Below are 16,369 nucleotides of genomic sequence, written 5' to 3'. Positions count from 1 at the left end.
CGTTCGAGTCCTGACGGCGTTCGGCGGCCGGCCGGTGCGTACCACCGGGCCGGCCCCCTGCTCACCGCTGCGCGGCGTACGCGGCCAGCCAGGCGACCTGGCCCGGATCCAGCGACGGCCGGACCCGGGCCCGGGCCGCCGCCACGTGCCCGGCGTGCACCGTGCTCGCCTCCAGCGACTCCCGCATCGCGGCCAGCGCCGCCTCCCGGACCAGCGCCGCACAGTCCGCTGCGGAGAAGCCGTCCAACTCCTCGGCCAGCGACGCCAACTCCACCTCGTCGGCCAGCGGCACCGACCGGGCCGCCGCCCGCAGGATCTCGGCCCGCGCGGCGGCGTCCGGCGGCGGCACATAGACCAGCCGTTCCAGCCGGCCCGGCCGCAGCAGTGCCGGGTCCACCAGGTCCGGCCGGTTCGTCGCGCCGACCACCACCACGTTGCGCAGCGGCTCCACCCCGTCCAACTCGGTGAGCAGCGCCGCCACCACCCGGTCGGTGGTGCCGCCGTCGGTGGCCTGGCCGCGTAGCGGGGCCAGCGCGTCGACCTCGTCCAGGAAGACCAGGGTCGGCGCCGCCTCCCGGGCCCGGCGGAACAGCTCCCGGACCGCCCGTTCGCTCTCACCCACCCACTTCGAGAGCAGCTCCGCGCCCTTCACCGAGAGCACGTTCGCCCGCCCGGTACCGGCAAGCGCGCTGACCAGGAATGTCTTGCCGCAGCCCGGCGGGCCGTAGAGCAGTACGCCGCGCGGCGGCTGCACGCCGAGCCGGGCGAAGGTGTCCGGATAGTTCAGCGGCCAGAGCACCGACTCGGTCAGCACCTCCTTGACCTCGGCCATGTCGCCGACGTCGTCCAGGGTCACATTGGCCAGCTCCAGCACCGAGGACTCGGCCATCGAGGTCGGTCGGACCACCTCCAGCGCCGCGGAGAAGTCCGCCATCGCCACCGTCGGGGCGTCCGCCTCCTTCTGGCGCAGCGCGGCGCGTACCCCGGCCTCTCGGGTCAGCGCGGCCAGGTCGGCGGCGACGAACCCGGGCGTACGGGCGGCCACCTCGTCCAGCCGGACGTCCTCGGCCAGCGGCATGCCCCGGGTCAGCACCGTCAACTGCTCCCGGCGCAGCGCCGCGTCCGGCAGCGGAATCGCGATCTCCAGCGAGAGCAGGTCGGGGGAGCGCAGGGCGGGATCCACCGACTCCGGCCGGCTGGTCGTGCAGACCACGGCGGCACCGGCGCGTACCGTCTCGGCGAGCAGTTGCCGGAAGACCGTACCCACCGGTCCGGGTGTGTCGCGCGACGCCAGCGCCTCGACGTCGGAGACCAGCAGCACCGCGGGGGGCGTGCCCCGGACCGAGGCGACGGCCTCGCGCAGCCGCCGGGCGGCGGCGTCGTTGGTCAGCGCGGCGACCTCGGGCGCCCAGATCGCGGCGAACCGGGCGCCCACCTTCCGGGAGACCGCCCGGACCAGCGCCGACTTGCCGGACCCGGCCGGGCCGGTCAGCAGTACGCCGAGCGAGACCGTCGTGCCCAGCCGACCCAGCACCTCGTGGTGGTGGAAGCCGAGGTCCAGGAGTTCGGTCAACTCCTCCGCCTGGGCCCGCAGCCCGGGCAGCTCGTCCAGGCCCGGCGCCGGATCGGGCGCCGGCCCGGTCGCCGCCCGCGGACTCCGGCCGCCGGTGACCGCATGCGGCTCGGCCGTGGTCGTGCCGTGCGTGGCGTGGCCGTCCCGCCAGCCGACCACACTGTCCATGGTCACCAGCACCGAGTCCGGCCCGCCGTCGCCGGTGGCCGACCCGTCCGCGGACTCCGCCGAGGCGACCGTCAACAGGGTGCTGGTCCAGGCGTAGCCGACGGTGTTCGCCAGGCTGCGCCGGGCCGCCTCGACCAGGGTCCGCACCGCGGCGTCCGGGAGCACGTCCTGGGGCAGCAGGGAGACGTCGTCGCCGGCGGTGACCATCTTGCCGAGCAGCGCGAGGCGGAGCATCTCCGGCGAGACGACGGCGACGATCTCCGGCGGGCCGGTCAGCACCACCCGGCGGGCCGCCACCACCGCGATCGGCGTGACGGTGACCTGGCTGCCGTCGCGTACCCCGAGGTTCCCGAGGACCAGGTCGTCGGCGTAGAGCAGGGCGCGGCTCGCCGACGGCTCCGCCCGGGCCACGATCCCGGCGGTGGTCCGGCGCCCGGTGAGGCGTACCGGGGCGCCGGGGTGCAGGTCCAGCGCGGTGAGTACCTCCGGATGTAGCCGGACGATGCCCCGGCGGGCGTCCAGCGCGGCCGGCCGCAGGCTGGCGGTGAGCGTGAGATCCGGACCAGTCACCGGCCGAGAGTACCGGCCGGGAGCGAGCCGGACCGGAATCCACCTGGCGTCCGCGCCGTTCAGGAGGACGTGTCGCCGAACTCGCGTACCCCGTCGACGTCGAGGGTGATTCGGCCGTTCTCGATCCATGCGCCGGTGGCGGTCCGCCAGCTCCGGTCGTCGCGCTCGTCGATGGCACCCCAGCTCTGCCGGTGGAAGCGCAGGTAGATCGGGCCGGACGAGGCGCCGGGGGCGAGCACCGCGCCGGGGATGGTCAGCTCCACCCAACCGGGAATCGGGGTACCCGGCGGCGGGAACACGGTCGGGGTCGGCGTCGGCGCGCCGCTCGGCCCACCGGGCGGCGGCGGTGGTGGCCCGGGCGGCGGGAAGTACTGCAGGGTGTGCCGGATCCGGTCGCAGCCGAGCGCCGCCCAGTCGCACCTGCCCACCAGGTCGGTGTTGCCGCCCTCGAAGGTCAGGTGGTAGCGCACCCGGACGTAGTTGAGGTCGAGCGGCTCGTTGCCGGTGTTGACGATCTGGAGGGCGTAGTGGATCTGGTTGTTCGTCGGGGCCCAGTCCAGGTTCAGGTAACTGACCTTCGCCCGGCCGTACGCGGTGCGGATGGTGATCTCGGGTGAGTTGTCGGAGTAGGCGTTGGTCGCGTAGGCGCCGATGGCGATCCGGTACTCGGTGCCGGGCGCCAGGTCGGTCACCGTGAACGTGGTGGTGCCGGTGCGGCCGAGGCTGCGGTAGACGTTCGTGCCGATCAGCACCCGCACCTCGTAGCCGATCGGGTCCTCGCCGGCCGGCTCGCTGGCCCAGGTCGCGGGCGCCCAGGTCAGGGTGAGGGCGTGCGGCTCGTTGGCCAGCACGACCGGGACGCCGGGGGTGGTCAGCCTCGGCGGGTCGTCGGCCCGGGCGACGCCGACGGCAAGCAGGCTCAGCAGCGCGGCGAGGACGGAGACGGCGGTGACGCGGCGAGCACGCATGGCGAGGATGGTATCGATCACATACACATCTACCAATGCAGAATGTCTGACTCCATCGTCCGCCGAGGACGGGACCGACCGGGAGACGGGCGGCAGATTCGCCGAAACCCGGAGGATGTCCGCCCGCGGGAGTCAGCCGTGGTCGTCGGGGCCGAGCAGGGACGGGTCCCGGCGGATCAGGTCGGCGAGCCGGGCGGCGGCGTCCGGCGCCGGTGGATCCTCCGGATCGGCCCAGTTCGGCACCGTCCGCACCGACATCGGCCAGGAGCGCGGTGGCTCTCCGGCGGTCGGCAACGCCGGCTCGGCGGCGGGGCGTACGGTGACCACCCCGTCCGACCAGGCCACGTGCATCGCCGAGATCTTCGGCCCGTCGGCGACCCACATCGTGACCGCCACGTTCGGATGCTGCGCGACGACCCGCTGGACCGCGTCGGTCACCTCCTCGACCGGTGACCCGGCCCGGGCCGCCGCCTCCTGGGCCCGCCGTCGTTGCAGCGCCTCCCGGCGCTCCATCCGTGCCAGTGCGTCGTCCAGTTCGCCCCTCATCGTGTCACCCTTCCCGGCCAACCGCCGACCCGTGGCGGCCGACCCGTCGCGGGCTAAGTCTCCCGCTCCCGGATCGCTCGATCCAGAGCCCGATCCAGCACGATCAGTAAGGCATCGCGTACCGAAAGTCGATCTCGGGCGTCAAACTGGACCAATGGCACGTGTTCCCCGATCGCCAGCGCCCAGCGGATCGCCGTCAGGTCGTGTGCGATCTGGCCGTCGAACGCGTTCACCGCGACGACGAAGGGTAGACGGGCCCGCTCGAAGTAGTCGATCGCGGGATAGCAGTCGTCGAGCCGGGAGGAGTCCACCACCACCAGCGCACCGAGCGCACCCCGGGCCAGGTCGTCCCACATGAAGCCGAACCGGGACTGCCCGGGCGTGCCGAAGAGGTAGAGCTTGAGACTGCGGTCGATGGTGACGCAGCCGAAGTCCATCGCCACCGTCGTGGTGGTCTTCTCGGAGCGGATTCCCGGGTCGTCGACGCCGATCCCGGCGGTGGTCATCTCTGCCTCGGTGGTCAGCGGCGCGATCTCCGAGATGGCGCCGACCGTGGTGGTCTTGCCGACCCCGAAACCGCCGGCGATCAGGATCTTCACCGGGATCGGCGGTGCGGCGCCGCGCCGCTGTTCGGGCCGGTGCGCCCCGGCCGGGTCGGTGCCGGTCTCCCGGGCATGCCGGGGCGGCACGGGCCGGGCGGGCGGGGCGTACCCGGCGGGAAGCGTTCGACCGCCCCCGACACCGTGTCCGGCCGGGCTTCCGTAGCGGCCGGGTGCGCTGTTCGCCAGGGGGCCGGTCGGCGAGGCGGGCCAGTCAGGAGATCGCACGAAGTCCATCGATCACTCGCATAATGAGGTCGGGGTCGTGGGCATCCTCGACGGGACAGACGTGCACGTCGAGGTGGCCGGCGGCCCGCAGGTCACCGACCAGGATCTTGGTGACGCCGAGATGCATCCGGAGCCGCGCGGAGATCTCCGCCACGGACATCGGCTCGGCGCACAGCGCGACGATTTCCTGGAGTTCCGAGGAGAGCCGGTCGACCGGGTTGGTCCAGGACGAAGCGTCGATCCTGGCCGTCACCTGGGTCTCCAGCCCGATCGCCGGGTCGGCCCCGCAGACCCGCCCGGAGGTCAGCACGAACGGGCGCAGCCCGAGCGGCACCGGCGGCACGGTCGGCAACTCCCCGGTGTCGGCCTCCGGCTCGGCCGCGTCCTCCGGCAGTACGGCCTGGAGATAGGGACGGATCCGGACCGCAGGCAGTACGTCCGGCTCCGGCTCGGCGTCCGGCTCCGGCACCTCGCTCCGCTCGGTCATGCCGGTTCCTCACTCCGCCCGAGGGCCTTCCGAGGGGTACGGCGCGGCGGGCCGCCGCCCACCACGGCACCCGTGGTCATGACTGGACGGAGTTCTTCAGTTCGACGATCAGCCGAGGGGTGAGCGCGCCTCCGGCCCGACCGGCGAACAGGGTCATCTCGTAGGCGACGGTGCCGAGGTTGGCCGACCGGTCGGCGACCACCCCGAGGACCGAGCCGCTGCTGATCGCGCTGACCAGCAGGTAACCGTCGGTCATGTCCACCACCACCCGGTTGAGCGCGCCCAGCGTGTACCAGTTCGCGGCGCCGCTGGCCAGGCTGGTCATCCCGGAGACCACCGCGGCCAGTCGTTCCGCGTTCGACCGGTCCTTGATCGACGACATGGCCATCAGCAGTCCGTCCGAGGAGACCGCGATCGCCTCCTGTACGCCGGCCGTGCCGGACGTGAACGAGTCCAGCAACCAGTTGAAGGTACGCGCCTCCTGGCTCAGTTCGCCGGTGCCCGCGCCCTGCTGGTCCTGCTCGGTACGGATGAAGGGAGTGCTCATCGTGGGGTTCCCTCTTCGTGGCGGTCTTCTGTTCGGACTTCGCTCAGCGCGCGGGCGACACCGGACTCGAACTGCATCATCAGCTCACGTACCTGGTCGGGGTCGCCCGGTGCGGCGATGGCGATGGACGGTGGCTGGCCGAGCGGGGTGGTCGGCGGCGGGACGCTCAGATTGGCTCCGGGGACCCGCCGGTTGAGTCGCGGCGGTGGAGCGCCCGTGGCGGCGGGGGTTGCCGCCGCGGTGCCGTTGGTTCGGGATGCCGACCCTCCGGCGGCCCTGACGCTACCGCCCTCCGGGCCCGCGCCGGTCCGCTCCGGGGACTGGGTCCGGCCGGCTGCCCCGGACCGCTGCTCGCGCGGCTGGTTCCGGCCGACCTGCCTGGACTGCTGCTCGCGCTGCGCCCGGCGTACCCCGGCTTCGAACTCTTCGATCAGCGCCCGGACGACGGACGGGTCCGCCGGGGTCGGTTCGGGGCGGGCCCTGCTGCTGGTGTTCGGAAGTTGGGCGCCCGGGACCCGCTGGCGCAGCCCGGTGCCGGGGCCGGGCGAGGCGGGTCCCGGGCTGCTGTCGACGGAAGGCGTCGTCGGCGCACCGGAGGACGCCGTACCTCCTTCCGCGTCCGGGCGGCCGGGCGGATCGGCCGGGGCGGTGCCGGCCAGTCGTACCGCCGGGTCCGCTCCGCTTCCGGTGGTGCCGGGCCGGGCGGTGGCCACCGGGCGGGTCAGGAAGGCGTTCCAGGGCTGGCCGGAGCTGAGCGACCGGGTGGCGCGTTTGATCAACTCCTCGTCGAAGACCGGTCCGGCCGGCGCCGCCACCGGCATCAGTTCGGGCAGCCGGAACGCCGGCCCCGGCTCGGCCATCGCGGGCACCGGTTCCGGTACCACCGGCTCGGCCATCGCGGGCACCGGTTCCGGGACCACCGGCTTGGGCATCGCGGGCGCCGGTTCCGGGCTTACGGGTGCCGGCTCGGGAGTCCGAGCCGTGGCCGGTGCCGGCGTGCCGGTCCCGGCCGTGGTCGGCATGGCGATCCCGACCGGTGCCGGCGTGGCGGTCGGGGCGGTGGCCCGGCCGACCGGCGGACCGCTCTCGGTGACCCGCACCGGCCGGACCGGCAGCGGTGTCGACGCGCTCGCCCGGGGCGTCGGCACCTCGGGTTCCGGGTGACGGGTGACCAGCAGTCGGTCGTCGATCTCCACCCCGACCGTGACCCCACCGCCGGGGGTCGTCGCCGAGAGGGTGACCCGCCAGCCGTGCCGGCGGGCCAGCCGGCCCACCACGAACAATCCGAGCACCTCGGTCGGGACCAGGTCCAGCCGCTCTCGCCGGGTCAGCCGGGCGTTCTCCTCGGCCAGCCGCTCCGGGGTCATCCCGATGCCGTGGTCGACCAGGTTGAGGCGTACCCCGCCCGGGATGACCTCGGCGAGGACGGTGACCCGGGTGTGCGGCGGGGAGAAGGCGGTGGCGTTCTCCATCAGCTCGGCCAGCGTCAGCACCAGGTCGCCGATCACTCCGGGTGCCACCCCGACGTCGAGCCGGACCTGCACGTCGACCCGGGTGAAGTCCTCGATCTCGCCGAGCGCCAGCCGGACCACGTCACCCAGCGGCAGCGGGGCGACGTGCCCGTCCCCGCCGGCACCGCCGGAGAGCACCACCAGGCTGCTCGCGTTGCGGCGCAGCCGGCTGGAGACGTGGTCGAGCCGGTAGAGGTGCTGGAGCCGGCCCGGGTCCGTCTCCTGATGTTCCAGCCGGTCGATCAGGGCGATCTGCCGGCCGACCAGGTTCTGGGTACGCCGCCCGACGTGCCCGAACATCTGGGCCACGTTCCGCCGGCTGGCGGCCTGCCGCTCCACCAGCCGGGCGGCGGTGGCCTGCACCCGCTCGAAGGCCCGGGCCAGGTCACCGATCTCGTCGCGGCCGTCCACGTCCACCGGGTCGAGCCGGATCGGCTGGTACGACTCGGACTCGTCGTCGACGATCCGGGTCAGTTCCTCCTCGGCGGCCCGAGCCATCCGGTCGGCGGAGACGGTCAGCCGGGTCAGCGGCCGGGCGACGGTACGCGCCACCGCCAGGCTGAGCAGCATCATCAACGCAATGATCAACAGCACCAGCAGCCCGACCGTGTACGCCCCGGCGATGGCCCGCTGGCGCTGGTCGGTCACCTCGGCGACCACGTCGGTGACGATCTTCTTCTCGATGAACTGGCCCAGCGTGATCAGCGAGGAGGCGGCCGGAAACAGGTCCGCCAGGTTCAGCCCGGCGATCGCCTCGGTCGGGTCGGCGGCGCCGGCACTGAGGAACTCCGGGCTGGTCCGCGCCGCCGTGGCCCGCTCGATGAGGCTGTAGAGCTCGTTCTGGGCCGGTGTGGCGAAGCTGCGGAACCGGGCGAGGTGAGCTTCGAGCCTGGCCATGGTGCCGACGTACGCGATGCCGGCGGCCGGGGCCTTCGTCGCGGCGACCAGCACGATCAGGCAGGCGGCGGCGCTGATCCCCTCGTCGGAGCGGAGCACCGCGTCCAGGGCGATCAGTTGGCGACCCTCGGGTGTGGTCGCGTCCGCGTACCGGGTCAGTCCCAGCGACGTGATCATCGCGGTGTGTACCTGCCCGAACCCGCCGATCACCTGGTCCGGCCTGGCCCGTCGGCTCAGCACGCCGGTCCGCAGGTCGGCGAGGCGCCCGACGCCGGTGATGGCGTCGTCGATCTCCTTGGTCAGTTGCCCGCCGAGGTCGGCCCGCAGGTCGGCGATCCGGTCGCCCACCTGCGCGCCCTGCTGGACGAGTTCGGAGCGGTCCACCACGTTCAGCAGGTAGCCGACGGAGAGCAGCCGCTCCCGCTGGAGGTCCTGTAGGAGGGTGCCGACCTGGCCGGCCCGGCGCACGATGTCGGCGGTGTCGGCCGCCCGCCGAGCCGACGAGACCCGGTCGGCCAGCACCGGGACGGCGAGGCCGATGGTGCTGAGCAGCGGCAGGATGACGAGCAGGGCCAGCCGGCCCCGGATCCGGAGCCTACCGAGCATCGGGACGTCCCCACGGCGCCTGGCGCTCCGGCGCGGTCGACTGGCCGGCCTGGCCGGCGGGTACCGGATCCTGCCAGTCCGCCAGCGGGGACCGTCGGCCCGGGGCGTCCGCCGGCTCGGGCCGACGCGGCCGCCGTTCCGGCAGCGGCGGCCGCCCGCTGGTCGGCGGCCCGACCGGCAGCGGTGACCCGGTCGGCGGCGGTCCGGTCAGCGGCGGCCCTTCGGCATCGGCGGCGGGGGGCAGCCCGTGCACGGTCGGCTCGCCGGCGCCAGCGGACCGGCCGCCGAACCTGGTTCCCAGCGCCGACAGCGCGGCGAGGGCGAGCACCAGCAGTACGGCCAGCACCAGCGCGCCGACCACGATCCGCCGCTCACCGGTCAGCCCGTCGATCCGTTCCCGGAGCAGGATGTCGAGTTCGGTCAGGATGATCGTGGCCAGGCCGGATCCGGCGAGCTGGGCGGAGGCGCGGGCGGCGCCGACCTGGATCGGGTTGGGTGCGGCCGAGTCGCGGGTGAGCGCGGCCAGGTCCTCCACCGCGCGCTGGTAGCCGTCGAGCCGGCTGAGCAGGTTGCCGCCGAGCGTCCGGCTGGCGGTGTTCTCCACCGCCGCGCGCAGGTTCTCGACCAGGTCGGCCGCCGGGCTGAGTACGGCGGCCCGGCCCAGGGCCAGCTCGCTGGCGGCACGTGCCCGGTCGCCACCGGAGCGGTCCGCCGCGAGTACCGCGCGGTCGGCGAGGCGCCCGGCCGCGACCAGGGCCTCCGGAAGTTCCTCGGCGACCGCGTCCTGGAGGTGGTAGGAGTCCGACTCCGGATCCCGGATCAGGCCGGAACTCTCCCGCACCTTGGCGTAGAGCGCCAGCAGCAGGTCGGTGGTCTCGGTGTAGACCGTCCACGCGTCCTGCGGGTCGGCCGGCGGGCGGTCCGGCAGCGCCTCGATCTTGGCACGCAGCCCCGCCCAGCGTTCGCTGGTACGCAGCTCGGCACCGTACCGGACGTCGATCCCGCTGGTCTGCTCGACCGCGCTGCGCAGCGCGGCGGCCGCCGCCGCCCGGCCCGCCACGGCACCGGACTGGGCGTCGACCAGGGCCAGCGTCACGTGTCCCAGGGAACGCAGGTACTCGACCCCGTGCCGCTCGCGTCCGGCGACGGTGAGCCGGTCGTCGTTGCTGCGCCAAGCCGCGCTGAACAGCACGCCTGCCGGCAGCAGCAGGGCGATCGCGAGCAGTACTCGCAGCGCCGTACCGGTCCGGTTCGGCGCGCGCCGGGACCGTTGCGCGGGAACTGTCATAGTCCATCTCCATCGGCGCGAGGGGTCGATCCGGGTAGTGGGCGTGGGGATGCCGCCCGGTCCCGTCCACCGGACCGGAAAACTAGTGGACGTCGGACCCGCTCGATCCGGGCCGAGCAGTCAGTTATGCGTCACTTGGGTACGGGTAACACCGGGTGACCGAAATTGTGACTCCTCGTACATAGTTGCCCAGGCGCATGTATTGATTAGTGGCACGCTGCACGAAAGATCGGAATTCACAGGATCCGAAGTTGCTGCGCCGGATACCCGTTGGTGGGACGAGGAGGATGACTCACGGAGTCCGAACGGGCCAGCCGGACAGCCGTACGGCGGATCTCAGCGAACGCTCAGCTCCGGCACCGTACGGTGTGATCCATGCCTTCCCGACTGCTGGCGCGGCTGCGCCGTGCCCGGCCGACCCGGCGCCGAATGGTCGCCGGATCGACCGCGCTGGTGTTGCTGGCCGCGCTGGTCGGCTGGGCGGTGTGGCCGGAGAATCCACCCTTCTCCACAACGGACTCCATGATCACTGTCCGTTCCGGACCCGGTGGCGACCAGCCGGTCGACCTGGACACCAGGTTCTACCTGCCGGACCGGGCGAGCGCGACCCGGCCGGTACCGGCGGTCCTGCTGGCACACGGCTTCGGCGGCACGAAACGGTCCGTCGAGTCCGACGCCGAGGACCTGGCCGAGCTCGGCTACGCGGTGCTGACGTACACCGCGCGGGGATTCGGGCGCAGCGGCGGGCAGATCCACCTGGACCACCCCGACTACGAGGTACGCGACGCGTCCCGGCTGCTCGACTGGCTCGCCGCACGGCCGGAGGTCCGCAAGGACGCGGCCGGTGACCCCCGGGTGGGCGTGGTCGGTGGCTCGTACGGCGGCGCCCTGGCCCTGCTGCTCGCCGCCCAGGACCAGCGGGTCGACGCCGCCGTGCCGATGATCACCTGGAACGATCTGGCCCGCTCCTTCCTGCCCGAGTCCACCGGGCGGGAGCCGGTCGACGGCGTCTTCAAGAGGGGCTGGGCCGGAATCTTCTTCGGCGGCGGCAGCGGGAACGGGAGTGGCCCGGGCGGGCTCGGCGCCGCACCGGGCGGCGCCCCCGGCGCCGGTGACTCGGGTGCCGGTGACTCGGGACCGGAGGACGACGACGGTCCGGCCGGCGACCGGGACCCGGTGCTCGGCGCCGCACCGGGCGCGGCTCCGGGCGGTACCCCGGCGGATCCGGCCTGCGGGCGCTTCGCCGCCGACGTCTGTGCCGCGTACCTGCGGATCGCCACCACCGGCCGGGCCGACCCGGCGGCGGTCGAGCTGCTCCGCCGGTCCAGCCCGGCCGGCGTGCTCGACCGGATCAAGGCACCCACCCTGCTGATCCAGGGCGCGGCCGACACCCTCTTCCCGCTGGCCGAGGCGGACGCCAACGCCCGGGGCATCGCGGCCGGCGGCACCCCGGTCCGGGTCGCCTGGTTCACCGGCGGGCACGACGGCGGCGAGGGCCCGCAGACCGACCGGGACCGGCTGCGCTTCCTGATGGCGCAGTGGCTGGAGCACTACGTCAAGGGCTCCGGCGAGGCGCCGTCGGCCAGCTTCACCTGGTCCCGGATCGCCGGCTTCGACGCCCTGGACCGGGGCCTGGTCGCCTCCGGCTTCTCCGTCGCCGACTACCCGGGCGTCGGTGGCACCGCCGGCGAGTCGATCGCGGTGACCGGGCCGGCGCAGCGGATCGCCAACCCGCCGGCCGGCAACCCGGCGGCGATCTCCGCGCTGCCGTTCGCCAGCGGCTTCTCGTCGCTGCTGGAAGGGGTCGCCGCAGACCTGCCCGGCCAGCACGCCCGGTTCGAGTCGGCACCGCTTCCCCGGGCCGTCGACGTGGTCGGCTCGCCGACGGTCACCATCCGGGCCGCGTCCCCGACCGGCGAGGCGGTGCTCTTCGTCAAGCTCTACGACGTCGACCCGAACGGCCCGGCCGCGCTCCCCAACGGCCTGGTCGCGCCGGTCCGGCTGACCGGGCTGCCCACCGACGTCGCGGCGGCCACCCCGGTCACGGTCACCCTGCCGGCGATCGTGCGCCGGATCGAGGCCGGGCACCGGCTGCGGATCGTGGTCGCCACCTCCGACCAGGGCTACGCCACCCCGGCCGAGCCGGTCACCTACACCGTGGCGCTGGCCGGGCCGGCGACCGGAGGCGTACCCGGGCTGCCGGCCGGGGCCGCGCTGACCGGCGCCGAGGTGTCGCTGCCGACCGTGCCCGGCGAGCCGATCGCCACCCCGGCGGTGGTCTGGCGCTGGGCGCTCGCCGGCCTGGTCGCCGCGATAGTGCTCGGGCTCGTCGTGCTGGTCGCCGTGCTGCGCCGCCGGCACCGCCGGCACGACACCTCGGTGCATCCCGAGTACGCCGACATCCCGCTCGTCGTCCGCGACCTGCGCAAGGAGTACGCCGACGGCTTCGTCGCGGTCTCCCGGATCGACTTCGAGGTGCACCGGGGGCAGGTGGTGGGGCTGCTCGGGCCGAACGGGGCCGGCAAGACCACCACCCTGCGGGTACTGATGGGGCTGACCCAGCCGACCACCGGCGAGATCCACGTCTTCGGACACCGGCTGGTGCCCGGCTCGCCGGTGCTGTCCCGGATCGGCGCGCTGGTGGAGGGGCCGGGCTTCCTGCCGCACCTGACCGGCCTGGAGAACCTCCGGGCGTACTGGCGGGCCACCGGGCGCCCCGAGGCGGACGCGCACTTCGAGGAGGCGCTGGAGATCGCCGGGCTCGGCGACTCGATCCACCGCAGGACCCGCAAGTACAGCCACGGCATGCGGCAGCGGCTGGCCATCGCACAGGCGATGCTGGGCCTGCCCGAGTTGCTGGTGCTGGACGAGCCGACCGACGGGCTGGACCCGCCACAGATCGCCGAGATGCGCCGGGTGCTGCGCCGGTACGCCACCGACGGCCGGGCGGTGCTCGTCTCCAGCCACCTGCTGGCCGAGGTGGAACAGACCTGTACGCACGCGGTGGTCGTACACAAGGGGCAGATCGTGGCGGCCGGCGCGGTGGAGGAGATCGTCGGCGAGTCGCCGAGTACCCAGTTCGACGTCTCCGACGTCGACGCCGCCCGGGCGGTGCTGGACCGGCTCGACGGTGTCCGGGTCCTGCCGGAGACCAACGGGGCACTGGTGGTCGACACCAACGGCACCGCCCGCAGCGCGGTGGTGGCCGAACTGGTCCGGGCCGGCGTCGGGGTGGACCGGGTGGTGCCGCGCCGCCGCCTGGAGGACGCCTTCCTCGCCCTGGTCGGCGAGAACTCTCGGGGAAGCGGGGACCGCTGATGGCCGCGACGCAGACTCCGGCGGCACCACCGGACGCGTCCGGTGGTGCCGCCGGTTACCGGCCCCGGGCCACGTTGTCGATCGTCGCGGAGTGGCGCCGGCAGGCGTCGCGGCGGCGTACCCAGTTCGCGCTCGGCTTCATGGTGCTGCTGCCGCTGATCATCCTGGTCGCGTTCCAGTTCGAGGGATCCGGCGACGACGACAACGGCGGCGGTGAGTTCGGCAGCCTGATCGAGCTGGCCACCACCGGCGGGCTGAACTTCACCCTCTTCGCGCTGCTCGTCTCCTCGTCGTTCCTGCTGGTCGTGGTGGTGGCGCTGTTCTGTGGCGACACGGTGGCCAGCGAGGCGAGCTGGGGCAGCCTGCGCTACCTGCTGGCCGTACCGGTGCCCCGGGCCCGGCTGCTGGCGGTCAAGCTGGTGGTCGCGCTCGGGTACTCGCTGCTGGCCCTGCTGCTGCTGGCCGGCACCGCGCTGCTCGCCGGCACGTTGCGGTACGGCTGGGCGCCGCTGTCCAGCACGGTGGCCGCACAGATCCCGGCCGGGGAGGGGCTGCTGCGGCTGCTCGGCGTCCTCGGCTACCTGGCGGTGGTACTGCTGGTCGTGGCCGGTCTGGCGTTCCTGCTCTCGGTGACCACGGACGCGGCGCTCGGCGCGGTCGGTGGCGCGGTGCTGCTCTGGATCCTCTCCAGCATCCTCGACCAGATCACCGCGCTCGGGGTGCTCCGGGACTTCCTGCCGACGCACTACAGCTCGGCCTGGCTCGGCCTGCTCTCCACCCCGGTGCAGACCGACGACCTCGTCAAGGGGACCATCTCGGCGATCTGCTACGCCACCGTCTTCTGGGGACTGGCCTTCTGGCGCTTCACCCGCAAGGACGTGGTGTCCTAGCGGGTCGACGCGAACTCGGCCCGCTGCGGGGCGGCGCGGCTGCCCTATAGTCGGCGGTTCGAGGCTGTGGGTGGCCGTCCGGTGACTCTGTGACGGGGGTGGGGTTCGGTGCTGGACCGTGTCGCCCGGGTCGGGCGACCGCCCCGGCGGATCAGCCGGTTCCTCGCCGAGGCGCGACTGGGCTGGGTGGACGCCCGGCTGATGGTCGCGATGCCCGGCCGGGAACGGGCGCTGCGTTTTCTCGCGGTGCTGCTCTTCGGACAGCGGGCGAGCTACGTCGTGCCGGCGCTGGCCGGGATGACCAGCGGAGCCGGCCGCTACCACAGCCCGGCGCTGAACACGGCGCTGCTGCTCGCCGTGGTGCTCTGGAACGTCCTCCTCGCCGCGGCCGTGTGGCGGCGGGGCTGGTTCAGCTACGGGCACGTCGCGGTGGACGTGGCGATCACCTGCGGGCTGCTGGTGGTGGTCAACGTCAACATCCTGCCCGGCTACGAGCTGTCGGCGGCGAACTGGGCCAGCAAGTTCGCCCTCGGCTCGGCGGCGCTGGTCGGCGCGGTGCTGAGCCTGCGGGCGCTGCTCGTCGGGCTGGCGCTGCTGGTGCTGACCGCGGTCGCCGCCGCGTCGGTGCAGATCGGTGGGCTACCGCCCTGGGAGTCGGGCTTCGTCAACCACGTCAACTCCAGCCTGTGGTTCGCGCTGCTGCTGCACTTCATGCGCCGTTACCTCTGCGCACAGGCCAGCGCGGTCGACGAGGCGACCCAGCGCCGGCTCGCCGCCGAGACGACGGCGGCGGCCGTGTCGGCCCGGTACGCCGAACGCCTGCACCACCACCGCCGGCTGCACGACACCGCGCTGGCGACGCTGACCGCGATCGCCCGGGGCGGGCTGGACCATCGCGCCGACGACGTGCGGCGGCGCTGCGGCCGGGAGGCCGACTACATCCGGGGGCTGGTCACCGAGGACAGGACGGCGGCGGTGAGCACGCTCGGCGCCAGCCTGGCCGACGTGGCGGCCGACGCGACCGCGCTCGGCCTGCGGGTGCACCTGCGTTCCGGCACCGTGCCGGCGCAGCCGCCCCGACACGTCGTACAGGCGATCTGTGACGCCGCCCGGGAGGCGTTGAACAACGTGGCCCGGCACGCCGGGACCGGCGAGGCGTGGCTCACGGTGGACTGGCACGACGAGGTGCTCGGGGTACGGGTCGTCGACCGTGGGGTCGGGTTCGACACCACCGCCACCGGTGCGGGGTTCGGGCTGCGCCGCTCCATCGTCGACCGGATGGCCGAGATCGGCGGGGAGGTGCGGCTCTTCTCCGAGCCCGGTCATGGCACCAGCGTCGAGCTGCTCTGGTCGGTGCCACCCCCGGCGGCCGCCGACGGGTAGCGGTGCAGCCCGTCCTCGCGGACCCGGTCGGCGAGGTCGAGTTTCGTGTACGTCGGCCGACCCGCCTCGCAGTATTTCGCCTTGACCCGGTCCAGGTACTGCCGGGCGGTCGCCGGCTGGATCCCGACCTTGCGGGCCGCGGCCGTCAGCGTCATCCCGGAGGCGTACGCGACCAGCACCGCCCGTTCCCGGGGTGCCAGCCTTGGCCGGTCCGGCCGCTCGTCACAGGACCAGGCGAAGGCCAGCTCGGGGGAGTGTGCGACGTCGCCCCGGGCGACGGTCCGGATCGCCTCGGCGAGGCTCGGCAGGTCGTGGTCCTTGGTGAGGTAGCCCGACGCGCCGGCCCGGATCACGTCCACGCCGTGCACCACGTGCGGTACCACGCTGACCACCAGCACCGGGCGGCCGGTGGCGACGAGTCGGCGTACGTTCTCGACCGGCGCCGACCCGTCCGCCAGCAGCAGGTCGAGGACGACGACGTCGGCCCGGCCGGGCTCGGTGTCGAGGAGCTGGTCGACGGTGGCAGCCGTGCCGAGCAGCCGCAGGTCGGGTACTGAGCCGAGCCAGGCGGCCATGCCGTCCAGCAGCATCCGGTCGTCGTCGACCACGGAGACCGAGATCACGGGCACGGGAGACGGCACCTACCTTCCGCCGGGGAGGGGACCCGGAACGTGGGACGGGTGGCGGGAGAAACCGGACGTTAGGTCCGGGTCGACCGGCTGTCAAGACGACACTTTTGCTCTCTGGCAGACGTCGATCACAGTCAGTGATGATCACGGGGGCCCGGGTT

The 16,369-nt window shown here is 73.7% G+C and carries 12 protein-coding genes; 3 read left to right on the top strand and 9 right to left on the bottom strand.

The features are described 5' to 3' along the window. Positions 1–61: 61 nt before the first annotated feature. The 8 genes from ABNF97_RS14645 to ABNF97_RS14610 all read right to left on the bottom strand — a co-directional run bounded on the left by ABNF97_RS14645 (position 62) and on the right by ABNF97_RS14610 (position 9,988). On the bottom strand, positions 62–2,311 hold the full coding sequence (locus tag ABNF97_RS14645; RefSeq protein WP_349338861.1) for an AAA family ATPase: 2,250 nt from the start codon (positions 2,309–2,311) through the stop codon (positions 62–64). A 59-nt stretch (positions 2,312–2,370) separates the two neighbouring features. Next, positions 2,371–3,279, bottom strand: a complete 909-nt coding sequence (locus ABNF97_RS14640) for a cellulose binding domain-containing protein (RefSeq protein ID WP_349338860.1) — start codon at positions 3,277–3,279, stop codon at positions 2,371–2,373. Positions 3,280–3,411: 132 nt separating this feature from the next. After that, positions 3,412–3,825: a hypothetical protein gene (locus tag ABNF97_RS14635; RefSeq protein ID WP_130465290.1), complete on the bottom strand. Its 414-nt coding sequence runs from the start codon at positions 3,823–3,825 to the stop codon at positions 3,412–3,414. 53 nt (positions 3,826–3,878) lie between these two features. Beyond that, a complete protein-coding gene (locus ABNF97_RS14630) occupies positions 3,879–4,661 on the bottom strand; it encodes a GTP-binding protein (protein WP_349338859.1) in 783 nt (260 codons plus the stop codon). Beyond that, positions 4,639–5,139, bottom strand: coding sequence for a DUF742 domain-containing protein (locus tag ABNF97_RS14625; protein WP_349338858.1), 501 nt, complete (start codon positions 5,137–5,139; stop codon positions 4,639–4,641). Before ABNF97_RS14625 ends, ABNF97_RS14630 begins: the two co-directional genes overlap by 23 nt. 76 nt (positions 5,140–5,215) lie before the next feature. Next, positions 5,216–5,686 carry a roadblock/LC7 domain-containing protein gene (locus tag ABNF97_RS14620; RefSeq protein WP_349338857.1) on the bottom strand — a complete coding sequence of 157 codons (471 nt, stop codon included), beginning with the start codon at positions 5,684–5,686 and terminating at the stop codon, positions 5,216–5,218. Beyond that, the gene (locus ABNF97_RS14615; RefSeq protein WP_349338856.1) at positions 5,683–8,700 is read right to left on the bottom strand and encodes a sensor histidine kinase; all 3,018 of its coding nucleotides are present in this window, start codon (positions 8,698–8,700) and stop codon (positions 5,683–5,685) included. The genes ABNF97_RS14620 and ABNF97_RS14615 overlap by 4 nt, the downstream gene beginning before the upstream one ends. Beyond that, a complete protein-coding gene (locus ABNF97_RS14610) occupies positions 8,690–9,988 on the bottom strand; it encodes a hypothetical protein (RefSeq protein WP_349338855.1) in 1,299 nt (432 codons plus the stop codon). The genes ABNF97_RS14615 and ABNF97_RS14610 overlap by 11 nt, the downstream gene beginning before the upstream one ends. Positions 9,989–10,363: 375 nt before the next feature. Here ABNF97_RS14610 and ABNF97_RS14605 point away from each other — a divergent pair, with 375 nt between their 5' ends. The 3 genes from ABNF97_RS14605 (at position 10,364) to ABNF97_RS14595 (ending at position 15,579) form a co-directional block, all read left to right on the top strand. Continuing rightward, positions 10,364–13,306 carry an alpha/beta fold hydrolase gene (locus ABNF97_RS14605; protein WP_349338854.1) on the top strand — a complete coding sequence of 981 codons (2,943 nt, stop codon included), beginning with the start codon at positions 10,364–10,366 and terminating at the stop codon, positions 13,304–13,306. Then, the gene (locus ABNF97_RS14600) at positions 13,306–14,196 is read left to right on the top strand and encodes a DUF2705 family protein (RefSeq protein ID WP_130465284.1); all 891 of its coding nucleotides are present in this window, start codon (positions 13,306–13,308) and stop codon (positions 14,194–14,196) included. The genes ABNF97_RS14605 and ABNF97_RS14600 overlap by 1 nt, the downstream gene beginning before the upstream one ends. A 108-nt stretch (positions 14,197–14,304) precedes the next feature. Beyond that, positions 14,305–15,579: an ATP-binding protein gene (locus ABNF97_RS14595; protein ID WP_130465280.1), complete on the top strand. Its 1,275-nt coding sequence runs from the start codon at positions 14,305–14,307 to the stop codon at positions 15,577–15,579. Here ABNF97_RS14595 and ABNF97_RS14590 read toward each other — a convergent pair. After that, positions 15,519–16,208, bottom strand: coding sequence for a response regulator (locus tag ABNF97_RS14590; RefSeq protein ID WP_349338853.1), 690 nt, complete (start codon positions 16,206–16,208; stop codon positions 15,519–15,521). The genes ABNF97_RS14595 and ABNF97_RS14590 overlap by 61 nt on opposite strands. Between the last annotated feature and the right edge of the window lie 161 nt (positions 16,209–16,369).

The organism is Plantactinospora sp. B6F1, from assembly GCF_040120695.1.
Taxonomy (GTDB): domain Bacteria; phylum Actinomycetota; class Actinomycetes; order Mycobacteriales; family Micromonosporaceae; genus Plantactinospora.
Note: the sequence above shows the minus strand (reverse complement) of the source record. Positions and strands in the feature narration are given on the sequence as shown.